This is a genomic window from Streptomyces sp. NPDC045287 (assembly GCF_056432325.1).
On sequence record NZ_JBWKJG010000010.1, the window covers coordinates 135,157 to 148,440 of the forward strand.

Here is a 13,284-nt window from a genome sequence, read left to right on the forward strand (position 1 = left end):
TACGGTGGACGCGCTGGCCCCTCACCCCCCCGGCCCCCACCCCCCCCCCAGACGTTTCCCCCCGGGCGCCCGTTACCCGCGACCAACGGCGGGGCGGGACCACCGCAGCCACCGGGGGGGGGCCGCCCCCAGTGTGAAACCGGCGAGCGGCTCCGGACCTAGACCGTGTTCGCCACGGGGACCGGAGCGGGCAGCGCCTTGCGGTCGTGCTTGCCGTTCGCGTTCAGCGGCATCCGCTGGAGCAGGGTGATGGTGGACGGCACCATGTAGTACGGCAGCTGGGTGCGCAGGTACTTCCGCAGAGCGACCGGGTCGGGGCTGAACCCCGGCCGCGGCTCGACGTAGCCGGCCAGACGCCGGTCGCCCGGGGTGTCCTCCCGGACGATCACGGCGGCGGCCTGGACGTCCGGGTGCTGGCCGAGTACCGACTCGACCTCCTCCAGCTCGATCCGGAACCCGCGCAGCTTGACCTGCCGGTCCACCCGGCCCAGCACCTCCACGTCGCCCGTGGGCAGCATCCGCGCCAGGTCGCCGGTGTTGTACAGGCGGGCACCCGGCCGGTCCGAGAAGGGGTGGGCGAGGAACCGCTCGGCGGTGAGCGCGGGGCGCCCCACGTAGCCGCGGGCCAGGGCCAGGCCGCCGATGTAGAGGGTGCCGTTCACTCCGACGGGCACGGGCTGGAGCCTGCTGTCGAGGACGTAGAACTCGGTGTTGGGCAGCGGGCGGCCGATCGGGACCGGCTCCTCGTCGCCGCGCTCGGGCATCGGAGTCTCGAACAGGCCGCTGTCCACGGTCGATTCGGTGATGCCGTACGAGTTGACCAGACGGGTGCCGGGAGGACACAGCTTCGCCAGGTCCCAGTAGTCCCGCATGAACCAGATGTCCGCGCCGACGGCCAGCACCTTGAAGTTGTCCAGCAGCCGCCCCTGGTCGGCCACGTAGGCGCTGAGCCGGCGGACGACGACCGGGACGAGGTCGGCGAAGTCGATCCGCTCCCGCTGGAGCAGCGCGTACAGCCGTGCCGGATCGAGCAGCGTCTCACGGTCGCACAGCACGAGCGTGCCACCGGAGCACAGCGCGCGGACCATGTCACCGGTGAACACGTCGAAGCCGATGTTCGCGGCCTGGAGGTGCCGGTGCACCACCGTGCCCAGGTGGTAGACCCGCTCCCAGGAGCGGAAGGCGCTCATCAGGGCGCCGTGGGTGAGCATCGCACCCTTGGCGCGGCCGGTCGATCCCGAGGTGTACACGAGGAAGGCCAGGTTGTCCGCGTTCGGTTCGGCGTACGGGGCCCGCGCGGCGGCGGACGGCCCGGCCTCCGCCGCGTCGACGCCCTCGGCGAGCCAGTCGTCGAAGTGGCCGACGCTCAGCCCGTCGGTGAGCCCCGGTATCGCGGCCGCCACGTCGTGGCGCGTCAGGAGCAGGCGTACGGAGGCGTCCGAGAGCACGTACCGCAGGCGGTCCACCGGGTGGTCCGGATCGAGCGGCACGTACGCGCCGCCCGCCCTGAGGATGCCGAGCAGAGCCGCCACCGAGTCGGGGCAGCGCGGTGCGCACAGCCCCACCCGGGACTCCGGGCCGACGCCGAGTGCGCGCAGCCGGTCGGCGATGATCCCGGCCCGCCGGTCGAGCTCCCGGTAGCTGATCCGGTCCTCCCCGTCCACCACCGCCACGGCGTCGGGAGTGGCGCGGGCGTGCTCCTCGAACAGGTGGTGCACACACAGGTCGGGGGAGACCTCGACGGAGATCAGGTTGTCCCGGGTCAGCACCTCGGTCCGCTCCGGTTCCGAGAGCAGCGGCAGCCGGGACAGCGGCAGATCGGGGTCGGCCACGGCGCCGGCCAGCAGCCGTTCGAAGTGACCCGCCATCCGCTCGACGGTGGCGTCGACGAACAGGTCGACGTCGAACCCCCAGTCACAGCGCAGCAGTCGACCCTCGTCGACGACACGCAGGCTCAGGTCGTACATCGCCGTGGCCCGGTTCTCGCCGCTGAACGGGCCGGTGCGCGGCCCCGGTGCGGTCCGCGCGGCGGTGTGCAGCGACAGCATCGTCCGGAACAGCGGGGCACGGCCGGGATCGCGCTCCTGCCGCACCTCCTCGACCACGCGCTCGAACGGAACGTCCTGGTGGGCGAAGTCCGCACGGCACACCTGCCGGGTGCGCGAGAGCAGCTCCCGGAACGTCGGGTCACCGGTCAGGTCCACGCGCAGGGCCAGGGCGTTCGCCAGGCGGCCGATGAGCGATGCGGTCTCCGGCCGGTCGCGGCCCGCCACCGGCGTGCCCACCACGATGTCGTCCTGGCCCGAGTAGCGGTGCAGCAGGGCCGAGTATCCGGCGAGCAGCGTGACGAACAGGGAGGCGTCCGCGTGCTCGGCCACCTGCTTCAGTCCGGCGGTCAGGTCGGCGGACAGGGTGAAGGAGCGGGTCCCTGCCGCGTACGTCCGGACGGGCGGCCGCGAGCGGTTGCGGTCGGTCGGCACCCGCAGGGTGGGCAGCTTGCCGCGGAGCCGCTCGCGCCAGTGCGCCAGCCCCTGCCGTGCCTCCCGGTCCGCCGTGCCCTCCGTGAACCGCACGCGCTGCCAGTGGGCGTAGTCGGCGTACTGGACGGCGAGCGGCGGCAGCGGATCGACACCGCCCGCGAGGAAGGCTTCGTACAAACGGCCGACCTCGTCCGTCAGTACCGTCATCGACCCGTCGTCGCCGAGCGTCGGGTGCAGGTTGATCAACGCGACGGTCTCCTGCTCGGCGAGCGCCACCAGCGTCACCCGGAGCAGCGGGCCCCGGGCGAGGTCGAACGGCGCCTGCGCCTGTTGCGCCGCGAGCTGCCGCACCTGCTCCTCGGCGTCGTCCGCGGCGCGCAGGTCGACCCTGCGGGGCTCCCAGGCGTAGCCGTCCGCCGAGGCGATCGTCTGCACCGGCCCGTCGTCGGCGGACGTGAAGGTGGTCCGCAGGGTCTCGTGCCGTCGCACCAGGGCCTGGAAGGCCCGGGCCGCCACATCGAGGTCCACCGGGCCCGGCAGTCGCAGCGCGTACGGCGGGTGGTACGCCGTGCCGTCGAGGCCGAGCTGGTCCAGGAACCACAGGCGCTGCTGGGCGAAGGACAAAGGGGCGCCCGCGCCCGCCGGACGCTGGGTGATCCCGGTCGGCGTCGCCACGGGCTCAGAGGTGTCGTTCATGCCGTCCTGCCTTCTTGAATGCGTGGAGAGGGGTGCTATTCGGCACGGGCGCCGGCCCGTGCACGGGCCGTACGGCGGTTGGCGGCGGCCTCCTGGGCGATGGCGCGGAAGAACTGCGGATAGCTGGGGCAGGTGTGCTTCGCGTGCGCCAGCGTCAGATCGTGGCGCTGGCGCAGCCGGTTGATCGGGACGACCATGGCCGCGTGGTGCTCGATGTGCAGGTTGTTGCCGTTGGTGTACCAGGTGCTGAACCGGCTGCCGGTGATGGAACGGGTGTTGCGCAGCACGTCGGTGCTGGTGTTGTCGCACATGATGTGCTCGGGCAGTTCGACGAGGAAGTGCAGGGGCACCGCGACCAGCAGGGGGAGCAGCCACACCCACAGCACCAGTGCGCCCTGGTCGAGCGCGACCAGCGCGGCGGCCGTGAGGATCGGCAGCGCGAACAGCCGGTACTCGGCGACGACTTCGCGCTCGCGGGCCGGTGCGATCTGACCGGCCTCGTAGGTCCAGGAGCCGGTCCAGGCACGCACGATGTCCGCGACCGCACCGCCCAGCCTGCCGAAGGCCAGGGCCTCGCGGACCAGGCCCGCCCAGGTGACGGGCTGACGGGAGTCGAAGCCGAAGAACTCCGAGTCCTGGTCGGTGCCCAGGTAGCGGTGGTGCTGCAGGTGCCGGACGCGGTAGTGACTGTAGGAGACCAGCAGGGGGATGCCCAGCGGGAAGCCGGCGATCCGGTGCCAGCGGGCACGCCGGAATGCCGAGTGGTGCAGGCACTGGTGTTGCAATTCCAGCCAGTGTGCGTACATCGCGCCGATCAATATGACACCCAGCACCCGCAGTGGCCACAGCACGGGCAGCAGTGCGAGCGCCACACCGAGCGCCCAGATGAGACATGCGACAAGAAGTTTGAAGAGGAACGTCCGCTCGTCGGCGGCATTGACCTTGGTCCGTCTGAACAGGTCTTGTGGTGGCGCTGTGCTTGCGTCGGTAGTCATGTGACACCTTCCCCTGTGGCAGCTTTCTGCGAGATCGCTGCGGCGGCCGGGCGGCCGGGCAGCCGGGCAGGCGTCAGCGACTTCGGCGTGGAAGCGTTGAATGCGTGCGGAAACGGCGAGAGGGCCCCACCGGATGATCCGGGAGCCGGTGTCGCCGCGCTCCGGGTGCTGCCCGGAGCGCGACGACCAGGGTGCGGTCAGGCCGCGTCGTCGACCAGGGCGCTGAGCTTGTCGCTGAGGTCCCTGAGCACGGGGTTCTTGAAAATGATGCGGGCGGTGCGAGATATGCCGAGTTCTTCGCTCAGGATCTGCCCGAGGCGGACGGCGATGATGGAATTGCCGCCGATGTCCATGAAGTTGTCGTCGATGCCGATGCTTGTGTCGCCCAAGAGGCGCCGCACGCTGTCGACCACCAACGCGTCCATGGGGTTGCGGAACTCGCTGCCGATCACCATGTAAGCGGTACCTCTCTAACGCGGTTCATCGCCCATCTCTCTGATCAGGCTGGTCGGCCTCATGTCCGTCCAGTGCGTCGACACATAATCAAGGCAGTTCTTGCGGGTGTCCTCGCCGTGCGCCACCGTCCAGCCGGCCGGTACGTCACTGAACGCAGGCCACAGCGAATGCTGGTTCTCGTCGTTGACCAGGACCAGGAACATGCCATCTTCGTCGTCGAACGGATTTGCCACGGATTCTCCTGAGGGATCAATCAAACGGCCGGAATCGTAACAGCGGTTTTGGGGCTCGCACGGGGCGTGTCTCGCTGGCGAGACACGTGGGTTGAAACCTAGTGCACGTCCCCATCCAGGTCAGCGACTTGAACGCCGCCCCGGAACCAGCTCGATGAGAGGGTGTATGTCGGGGCGGCCTGCGTTACCTTCTGTGGCCTGTCGTCAAGAGTGACTCCCCCATAGGACCAACGTGTTCATGAGGTGAGTGGCGTAAAGCCTGGTTGTGTTGTCAGGGCGGGGATGCGGCAGGATGGAGAATGCCATTCCTCCGGCGAACGAAAGGGCAGGCGGCGATGAGCAATCAGACCGTGCGGGCCGACGTGTGGCTCCGCCGCTACCGCGAGGCCCGGCCCGGGGCGGTCAGGCTGCTGTGCTTTCCGCACGCGGGAGGCGCGGCCAACTTCTACCTCCCCTTCTCCCGGAAGCTCTCGCCCACGGTCGAGACGCTTGCCGTCCAGTACCCGGGCCGCCACGACAGGCTGGCCGAACCGCCGGCCCGCTCGATCGCCGAACTGGCCGACGGGGTGGTCGGGGCGCTGGCCGACCGGGAGGAGGGCCGGGCCGGTCCGCTGGTGCTGTTCGGACACAGCCTGGGTGCCGTGGTCGCCTTTGAGGTCGCCCGGCGCCTGGAGCGCGGACCGCTCGGCGGGCCGGCCGCGCTGATCGTCTCCGCGTGCCGCGCACCGTCCCGACTGCGGCCCGGCTCCGTCCACCTGCGCGACGACGCCGGGGTGCTGGCGGAGCTGCGGCGGCTGGGCGGCACCGCGGGAGACCTGCTGGGCGACGAGGAACTGGTGCGGATGCTCCTGCCCACCGTGCGTGCGGACTACGCGGCCCTGGCCGCCTACACGGAGCCGCGACCGGCGGTGCAGCCCCTCGCCTGCCCGATCGTGGTGATGGCCGGCGACGACGATCCCGTCGTGCCGGTCGACGACGCCTTGGCCTGGGCCCAGTTCACCACCGGCGGCTTTGCGTCCGAACTGTTCCCCGGCGGCCACTTCTACCTGACCTCATGCGCGGACCAGGTCACCGAGTCCATCCTCCGGACGGCGAAGACGCACGCCTGAACCCACCGGACGGAGGACGGGGGGCGGATCACTTCACCGGGAGGGCCCGATGGAGGCGGATCCCGCACGGTGCCGGGGAGGCGACCGCGACGGCGGCCGCCTGGCCGGCACCCACCGGGAGGTCGGTGAGGTGCCATCCCGCGACCGCGCCCCGGACGTCGTCCGCCGCGAGGTCACGGCCGAGGCCGGTCCCCAGGCCCTTGAGGTAAGCCTCCTTGCGCACCCACAGGCGGGCGAAGACCGCCGCCCGGTGCTCCGGAAGCGCAGCCGCCACCTCCTCGCGTTCCGCCGGGTGGAGCATCCTCGCGAGCTGCTCCGCGGTCCCGGGCTTCGGCACGGGTTCCGTGTCCACGCCGATCGGGGTCGGCGCGACGCCGATCAGGACCAGGTCCCGACTGTGGGACAGCGAGAACTCCAGCCGCGCAGGGCTGAGTACGGGCCGTCCGTGCGGCTCGTCGCAGCACGGGCAGGGGGCTCGGGCGAAGCGGAGGGCGGCGGGCGCCTCGCCGGTCAGTGCGGACAGGACCGTGCGGAGCGCGCCGTGGGCGAAGCCGTAGAGGACGCGGTCCCCGTCCCGGACGAAGGCGTTCATGCGCTGCCGCTCCCGCTCGTCCAGCACTGTCAGGTCCAGCGTGGTGCGCGAGGCCGCCGTCGGGGCCGGCAGCACCCACACCTGCACCTCGCCCCGGCCCTGAGCCCTGGCGTCACTGCGGAAAGTCGCTGCCGTCCCCATGGCGGTCATGTTCCCAGACGCCGAGCCGCATCCGATGGGCGCGGCCCCGCGTTCGGCCCGACCGGGCGTCCTGGACTCGGGCTCACCCAGTCCGGATCCGGCGGGACCGGGCCAACTCCGGGCAACGCCCGGGGACGACCAGCGAGGAGCCCGCGCCGCTGCCACCCTGACTCCGTCTGCCCGCGGGCCAACGGGCAGCCAGGAGGTATCGAGCCGGGTGGTCCGGTGTTCGCACGGCCGGGCGGAACGGTCGATGCGGACCCTCTGGACGCCGACGGCCCGGACGGGAGTCTCATCGTCGAGGCCCCTTCCCGACCGCGCTGCCGCACCGGGAAACTCCGGGACCTCCGACAGGGCCGAGCGTGACGGCCGTCGGCGGTGTACCGGATGCTCGTGCTCCGGTGCGGCGGGCCCTCGGCGCCGAACCGCCACAGCTGGAGGGCGTGTCCAGTCCTCCCGCCCAGTGGTGGGCCAGGAGGACCGGGTCGCCGTCCCGGCCGGTCAGGAACCAGTTCGCCTCCCAGCCCTTCGGGAGGGTGTGGCGCCGCTTCGGCGAACCGTTGCCGTCGATGGTCCAGATCCGGGTGGTCGTGGAGAGGTCCGGCTGGTCCTCCTTGGTGATGAGCAGTCTGCCGTCGGCGCTGATGGGACCCGTGCCCGCCGCCTCGTGCACGGGCAGGTGGCCGGGGAGCGCGGGTGCCCCGGTGCGTTCGGTCCACAGCCGGATCTCACCGCCCACCTCACCAGCTCTGCGGCAGTGCGCGGTTTGGGGGTCGGCTGACCGCCTTCGCGCCTGGCTCCCGGGCGGAGCGCCGGAGTGGTGATGATCACGGACGTCCTTCGAGGGGCGTTGCGTAGGCTGGTGCCGTCGTCGTGGTGGGAGGCGAAGGGAGTGGTCAAGCCCTCTCGATCCCGTCTGGCGACGTATCAGCGAAGTCGGCAAGCGGTCAGCATGAGTCCTGAAGAACCTGGGGAACGCTGCCCGCACATGCGACTCGTTGTAAGGTAGGGAAACCGCCCTTGACCTGCAAAAACGCAGGCAGGGAGCTGAGATCCGGGAGTGCCTCGATGATGCGTACGATGTTCAAGTCCAAGATCCACCGGGCCACGGTGACCCAGGCCGACCTCCACTATGTGGGATCCGTCACCGTCGACGCCGATCTGATGGACGCCGCCGACCTCCTGCCCGGTGAGCTGGTCCACATCGTCGACATCGACAACGGCGCCCGTCTGGAGACGTACGTCATCGAGGGCGAGCGCGGCTCCGGGGTCATCGGCATCAACGGCGCCGCCGCGCACCTGGTCCACCCCGGTGACTTGGTCATTCTCATCAGCTACGCCCAGGTCGACGACGCCGAGGCCCGTGCCCTCGTGCCGCGCGTCGTCCACGTCGACGCCGCCAACCGGATCGTGGAGCTGGGTTCCGACGCCTCCGCCCCGGTGCCGGGCAGCGACACCGCGCGCAGCCCGCACGCCGTACCGGCCGCCCGCTGACGCGGAGGGCGGAAGGGGGCGAGGAGGGCGGGGGAGCGGTCGCCTGCGGGTGGGCGTGAGGACGGCCGCCCCGCCGGGCGGATCCCGTACGCCACCCGGACCGCGAGCCCCGCGGACGCCGCCAGGGGACGGTCCCCGACGCGTCCCCGAACCGGACGCGGGTCTCGCGGTCGGGAGCGCCGCGGATACGGGTCCTGCGCCGGGAGCGCCGCGGACGTGGACCCCGCGGTCGGGAGCGCTGCGGCCCGGCGGTGGCTCCGTGCCGTCTCCGGTGCCCTTCACGGACGGAGCGGCATGGTTCCGGCGTGCGGGGGAACGCGCGGTACGAGAATCTCGACAGGGAGTGAAGAGATCCCGAGGGAGAGGTCATGACCGAGCCCCGACCCGACCCCGTGCCGCCCATGCCCGACCCGGCGCCCGTGCCGGAGCCGCCCGCCCCGGGGCCCGGGCCCGTCCCCGCGCCGCCGCACCCCGGGCCCGCGCCGACGCCGCCGCACCCGGCGCCCGGGCCGGTGCCCACCCCGGACCCCGTTCCGAGGCCGTCCGGCCCGGATCCGGTGCCCGACCCCGACCCGGCACCGGGCCCCGCCGGCCGCGTCTGAGAGCCCGCCGCGCCGGACCGGGACCGCGCGCCCGCGCGGGCGCCCGCGTGCGGATGCAGCGGGCTCCCCCCGCCCGCGCGCCGCCCCGATGCCACGGCTTCCGGCCATTCGAGGGGCACTCCGCGCCCCTGTGCTCTGTGCGCCCCCTTGTCACGCCTCGGCCCCGCCTCTAGCTTGGGCGGCTGCTGACCTGTGCACAGGGGGGAACCGCCATGGCCGTACGGGGACGACACCGCCGGCAGCAGCCGAGCCGTCTCAACCGCGCGTCGTTAACCGTCACGATCGGCAGCGCCCTGCCGCTGATCGGCGCCGGGACGGCCCACGCGGCGTCCGTCGACGTCTGGGAGAAGGTCGCGGCCTGCGAGTCCACCAGCCGCTGGCAGACCAACACGGGCAACGGCCACTACGGCGGGCTCCAGTTCACCCAGTCCACCTGGGAGGCGTACGGCGGCACCCGTTACGCGCCCCGCGCCGACCTGGCCACCAAGGACCAGCAGATCGCCGTCGCCGAGAAGGTGCTCGACCGCCAGGGCCCGCGTGCCTGGCCCACCTGCTCCGAACGGGCCGGGCTCACCCGCGGCGGCGAGGCGCCCGCCGTGCGGACGGAGACCCGCGGCGACCGCACCGACCGGCCCGCCACGCCGACCACCATCCCGAACCAGCGCCGCGAGAGCTACACCGTCGCCCGCGGCGACACGCTGTCCCGGATCGCCGCCGACGAGCGCGTCCCCGGCGGCTGGCAGCGGCTGTACGCGCAGAACCGCACGGTCATCGGGGAGGACCCGGACCTCATCCTCCCCGGCCAGAGACTGGCGCTCCGCGCGACGGCGCCCGCGAAGCCCGAGCCCCGCACCGGACCGGGTACGAAGGCCCCGGACAAGCCCACGGCGGCCCCCACGTCCAAGGACCGGGCCCAGCCCAAGCCCGGGACCCAGCGGAAGCCGCAGTCCGCGCCGAAGCCCACGGCCCCCCAGGCCAAGCCGAAGCCCGCGACGCAGTCCCCGCCCAAGGCCAAGCCGAGGACGCAGCCCGCCGCCAAGCCGAGGACGCAGCCCGCCGCCAAGCCCGCCGTCGCCAAGGCCCGCATCGGGGTTCTCAGCGCGCCCGTCGACTCCGCGCCCGGCACCGCGTACGGCAAGGCCGGCTCCTCCTGGTCCTCCGGCTACCACACGGGCGTCGACTTCCCGGTGCCCACCGGCACCCCCGTGAAGGCCGTCGCCTCCGGTCGCGTCGTCTCCGCCGGGTGGGCCGGGGCGTACGGCTACCAGATCGTCATCCGGCACCACGACGGCAAGTACAGCCAGTACGCGCACCTGTCCGCGCTCACCGTCCGCGAGGGACAGACCGTCAGCAGCGGCCAGCGCATCGCCCGGTCCGGTTCGACCGGCAACAGCACCGGCCCGCACCTGCACTTCGAGGTGCGCACCGGACCCGGTTACGGCTCCGACATCGACCCCCTCGCCTACCTGAGGAGGGGCGGCGTCGGCCTCTGACCGCCGAGCCGGGCACCGGCCCGGCGGGAGCGGCGCGACCCGGCCGCGCGCACCGTTACGGTGGTGCCGGGCCGAACGCCGGCGGGCGGGGGAGGGACGAGCGGGATGGAAGCGGAGGCACGGGGGCTCACCCCCGCCGAACTGCGGGCCGTGGGCGACGTCGGCGGTTTCTTCGTGCTTCCCGCCGAGCCACCGGGCCCCGGCGCGTACGCCCCGCTCGCCCGGGCGTACGCCCCCCGGCCGGCGGCCGGTGCCCCGGACCCGGGTTCCCCCCTCGCGGTACGGGTCGCCCGGGTCGCCGAGGGCCTGCGCACCCCCGAGTACCGGGTCGCCGCGTCCATGGTGCAGCTCGGGCTCGCCGCGCGCCTCTGGTCGGTGACGCTCGGCGCCGCCGCCCTGCACGGCGTCTTCCCGGACGTGTCGCCCGCGACGTTGCACTGGGACCCGACGCGCTCCACGCCCGACGAGCTGTGGTGGTCGGGCACCGCCACCCGCCCCGGCACCGCGCGGGAGCTGCGGCGGGTCGTCCAGGACGGCCACCTCGCCCCGCTCGGCGACGCCCTGCGGGCCGCCGGGCCCGTGTCGCCGCGGCTGCTGTGGGGCAACGCGGGCTCGGCGCTCGGCGGCGCCGTACGCGAGCTCACCCGCTGGGCGCGCCGCCACGGCCGCGTCGACGCGGCCGAGCGGGCCGCCGCGCTCGCCGCCGCGCTGCTCGACCATCCGGACCTGGCCGGAACCCTCCAGGGGCCCGCGCTCCGGCGCCGCACCTGCTGCCTGTACTACCGCTGCCCGGGCGGCGGACTGTGCGGCGACTGCGTCTTCGACGCACCGCCGCGGAGCACCGCGGCCGGCCCGGGTTTGGCGGGTGGGGCGTCGGCTCCGTAAAGTGCCACTTTTGGAACGTGGCAAACGAGTGATCGAGGAACGGCAGCGGCCATGACGGTGACAGAAGACAACCAGGCGTACGGGCCGGGCATCGACCCCGAGCGTCTGGCCGTCTGCCTGAGCGTGCTCGAGGAGCTCGACAAGCTGGAGATCGACCACCCGGACGCGATCGCCGTCCGGCGCGCGACGGCCGGTGTCTACCGGACCGTCAAGCAGCGCCGCCGGCAGGAGCGCCGGGCCGCGAAGACGGCGCACGACCGGGCGGTCACCGAGGCCACCGCGACGGGCTCCGCCGAGCGCATCGACGACGAGACGCAGGGCCTGCTGCCCAGCTCCTCCGCCGCGGGCGAGATCGCGGGCGTCCTGCAGCGCCCCCGGTCCTGCTACATCTGCAAGGACCGGTACGTGCGGGTCGACGCGTTCTACCACCAGCTGTGCCCGTCGTGCGCGGTGGAGAACCGCGCCCGCCGCGACGCCCGCACCGACCTTACGGGTCGCCGGGCGCTGCTCACCGGCGGCCGTGCCAAGATCGGCATGTACATCGCTCTGAGGCTCCTGCGCGACGGCGCGCACACCACGGTGACGACGCGCTTCCCCAACGACGCGATCCGCCGCTTCAAGGCGCAGCCGGACAGCGACGAGTGGATCCACCGGCTGAAGATCGTCGGGATCGACCTGCGCGACCCGGCGCAGGTCGTCGCCCTCGCGGACTCCGTCGCCGCGGCCGGTCCGCTCGACATCCTGATCAACAACGCGGCGCAGACCGTGCGCCGGTCCCGCCGGGCGTACAGCGAGCTGGTCGCCGCCGAGTCGGCCCCGCTGCCCGCCGGAGAGCTGCCCGCCGCGGAGGTCATCGGCACGTTCGGCAGCGGCGCCGTCGAGAGCGTGGCCGCCCTGCCCTCCGCGCGGAGCGGCGACGGGCTCACCGCGCAGGACGTCACGGACCTGGCGCTGGTGAGCGGCTCGGCGACCCCGGCGAGGATCGCCGCCGGCACGGCCATCGACGCGGGCGGCCTGGTGCCCGACCTGGCGCCGGTGAACAGCTGGATCCAGACCGTCGAGCAGGTCGACCCGGTCGAGCTGCTGGAGGTCCAGCTCTGCAACTCGACGGCGCCGTTCATCCTGATCAGCCGTCTGCGCCCGGCGATGGCCGCCTCCACGGCCCGGCGCAAGTACGTGGTGAACGTCTCCGCCATGGAGGGCGTCTTCAGCCGTGGCTACAAGGGCGCGGGGCACCCGCACACCAACATGGCGAAGGCCGCGCTCAACATGCTGACGCGCACCAGCGCCCAGGAGATGTTCGAGGCGGACGGCATCCTCATGACGGCCGTCGACACGGGCTGGATCACCGACGAGCGGCCGCACCCGGACAAGATGCGGCTGGCGGAGGCCGGCTTCCACGCCCCGCTCGACCTGGTCGACGGCGCGGCGCGGGTCTACGACCCGATCGTCCGCGGCGAGGCCGGCGAGGACCTGTACGGCTGCTTCCTGAAGGACTACGCGCCCGGCAAGTGGTAGGGGCCGGCGCTCCGCACACCCGATGTGATGACACGGAGTGCCCCGGATGGGGCACTCCGGGCCATTGTGTCCGGATGTCGACAGTGTGATGCGTTCCATCGAGCGGCACCGTGCTCATTTGGTTACTCTGAGGCGAACGGTCGGCCGACCGGGATCCACGAACTCCCTGGCGCCGACCGCGGGACCGGCCTGCCACCGAGGGGCCGCGGCCCCGCCCGGAGACCGGCGCCACCGCGACCGAACGGCAACACACGTCCCATAGGTTCGCGACACGAAGGAGTGCGCGGTGACACCAGAAGCGACCACGCAGGAGCAGCCGGCGGAACCCCCTGCCCGGTCCACCCGTCCGGGCGAGCTCGGCAGCCTGGAGGTGTGGGCCCGCTCGGCCCCGATCCGCCTCGCCGGGTACGAGGACGACCTCGCGGAGCCGCACATCCTGCGCGGCATCGACTGAGCCGGACCGGCCGGCCCGCAGGGCCCCGCCCCGTGTCCCCGCCGCGACGGCGGCGGGGACACGGGGTCCGTCCGCCCGGTGCCGACACGGGAGAGCACACCGGACGGGGCTGCCTCGACGGGCAGACCGCCGGGCC

Annotated in this window: 12 protein-coding genes; 6 read left to right on the forward strand and 6 right to left on the reverse strand. The window is 73.0% G+C overall.

Annotated features, from left to right (window positions below):
- Window positions 1–158 precede the first annotated feature (158 nt).
- The 4 genes from AC07D6_RS18360 to AC07D6_RS18375 all read right to left on the reverse strand — a co-directional run bounded on the left by AC07D6_RS18360 (window position 159) and on the right by AC07D6_RS18375 (window position 4,860).
- A complete protein-coding gene (locus tag AC07D6_RS18360) occupies window positions 159–3,176 on the reverse strand; it encodes a non-ribosomal peptide synthetase (RefSeq protein WP_479045478.1) in 3,018 nt (1,005 codons plus the stop codon).
- Between the two features lie 35 nt (window positions 3,177–3,211).
- Complete coding sequence (locus AC07D6_RS18365) at window positions 3,212–4,171, reverse strand: fatty acid desaturase family protein (protein ID WP_479045480.1); 960 nt, start codon at window positions 4,169–4,171, stop codon at window positions 3,212–3,214.
- A 197-nt stretch (window positions 4,172–4,368) separates the two neighbouring features.
- Entirely contained in the window at window positions 4,369–4,626 is a 258-nt protein-coding gene (locus AC07D6_RS18370) for a phosphopantetheine-binding protein (protein WP_479045482.1), read from the reverse strand.
- A gap of 15 nt (window positions 4,627–4,641) precedes the next feature.
- Window positions 4,642–4,860 (reverse strand): MbtH family protein, encoded by a 219-nt coding sequence (locus AC07D6_RS18375; protein WP_479045485.1) that lies wholly within the window; start codon window positions 4,858–4,860, stop codon window positions 4,642–4,644.
- 335 nt (window positions 4,861–5,195) lie between these two features.
- Here AC07D6_RS18375 and AC07D6_RS18380 point away from each other — a divergent pair, with 335 nt between their 5' ends.
- On the forward strand, window positions 5,196–5,969 hold the full coding sequence (locus AC07D6_RS18380; protein ID WP_479045488.1) for a thioesterase II family protein: 774 nt from the start codon (window positions 5,196–5,198) through the stop codon (window positions 5,967–5,969).
- A 28-nt stretch (window positions 5,970–5,997) separates the two neighbouring features.
- Here the strand turns inward: AC07D6_RS18380 and AC07D6_RS18385 are convergent, their stop codons facing one another.
- A complete protein-coding gene (locus AC07D6_RS18385; protein WP_479045490.1) occupies window positions 5,998–6,702 on the reverse strand; it encodes a 4'-phosphopantetheinyl transferase family protein in 705 nt (234 codons plus the stop codon).
- A 292-nt stretch (window positions 6,703–6,994) separates the two neighbouring features.
- Window positions 6,995–7,441 carry a hypothetical protein gene (locus tag AC07D6_RS18390; protein WP_479045493.1) on the reverse strand — a complete coding sequence of 149 codons (447 nt, stop codon included), beginning with the start codon at window positions 7,439–7,441 and terminating at the stop codon, window positions 6,995–6,997.
- 329 nt (window positions 7,442–7,770) lie between these two features.
- Here AC07D6_RS18390 and panD point away from each other — a divergent pair, with 329 nt between their 5' ends.
- The 5 genes from panD (at window position 7,771) to AC07D6_RS18415 (ending at window position 13,148) form a co-directional block, all read left to right on the forward strand.
- Window positions 7,771–8,196: an aspartate 1-decarboxylase gene (gene panD / locus AC07D6_RS18395; RefSeq protein WP_479045496.1), complete on the forward strand. Its 426-nt coding sequence runs from the start codon at window positions 7,771–7,773 to the stop codon at window positions 8,194–8,196.
- 814 nt (window positions 8,197–9,010) lie between these two features.
- On the forward strand, window positions 9,011–10,291 hold the full coding sequence (locus AC07D6_RS18400; RefSeq protein ID WP_479045499.1) for a peptidoglycan DD-metalloendopeptidase family protein: 1,281 nt from the start codon (window positions 9,011–9,013) through the stop codon (window positions 10,289–10,291).
- Window positions 10,292–10,396: 105 nt separating this feature from the next.
- Window positions 10,397–11,176: a (2Fe-2S)-binding protein gene (locus AC07D6_RS18405; protein ID WP_315879522.1), complete on the forward strand. Its 780-nt coding sequence runs from the start codon at window positions 10,397–10,399 to the stop codon at window positions 11,174–11,176.
- A gap of 51 nt (window positions 11,177–11,227) precedes the next feature.
- Window positions 11,228–12,694, forward strand: a complete 1,467-nt coding sequence (locus AC07D6_RS18410) for an SDR family NAD(P)-dependent oxidoreductase (RefSeq protein WP_315879521.1) — start codon at window positions 11,228–11,230, stop codon at window positions 12,692–12,694.
- A 286-nt stretch (window positions 12,695–12,980) separates the two neighbouring features.
- A complete protein-coding gene (locus tag AC07D6_RS18415) occupies window positions 12,981–13,148 on the forward strand; it encodes a hypothetical protein (protein WP_315879520.1) in 168 nt (55 codons plus the stop codon).
- The last annotated feature ends 136 nt before the right edge of the window (window positions 13,149–13,284 follow it).

Coding starts and splice junctions, on each gene's coding strand:
- AC07D6_RS18380 (WP_479045488.1), top strand. CDS start 5,196: ATGAGCAATCAGACCGTGCGGGCCGACGTGTGGCTCCGCCGCTACCGC.
- AC07D6_RS18410 (WP_315879521.1), top strand. CDS start 11,228: ATGACGGTGACAGAAGACAACCAGGCGTACGGGCCGGGCATCGACCCC.
- AC07D6_RS18360 (WP_479045478.1), bottom strand. CDS start 3,176: ATGAACGACACCTCTGAGCCCGTGGCGACGCCGACCGGGATCACCCAG.
- panD (WP_479045496.1), top strand. CDS start 7,771: ATGATGCGTACGATGTTCAAGTCCAAGATCCACCGGGCCACGGTGACC.
- AC07D6_RS18370 (WP_479045482.1), bottom strand. CDS start 4,626: ATGGTGATCGGCAGCGAGTTCCGCAACCCCATGGACGCGTTGGTGGTC.
- AC07D6_RS18405 (WP_315879522.1), top strand. CDS start 10,397: ATGGAAGCGGAGGCACGGGGGCTCACCCCCGCCGAACTGCGGGCCGTG.
- AC07D6_RS18385 (WP_479045490.1), bottom strand. CDS start 6,702: ATGGGGACGGCAGCGACTTTCCGCAGTGACGCCAGGGCTCAGGGCCGG.
- AC07D6_RS18400 (WP_479045499.1), top strand. CDS start 9,011: ATGGCCGTACGGGGACGACACCGCCGGCAGCAGCCGAGCCGTCTCAAC.
- AC07D6_RS18365 (WP_479045480.1), bottom strand. CDS start 4,171: ATGACTACCGACGCAAGCACAGCGCCACCACAAGACCTGTTCAGACGG.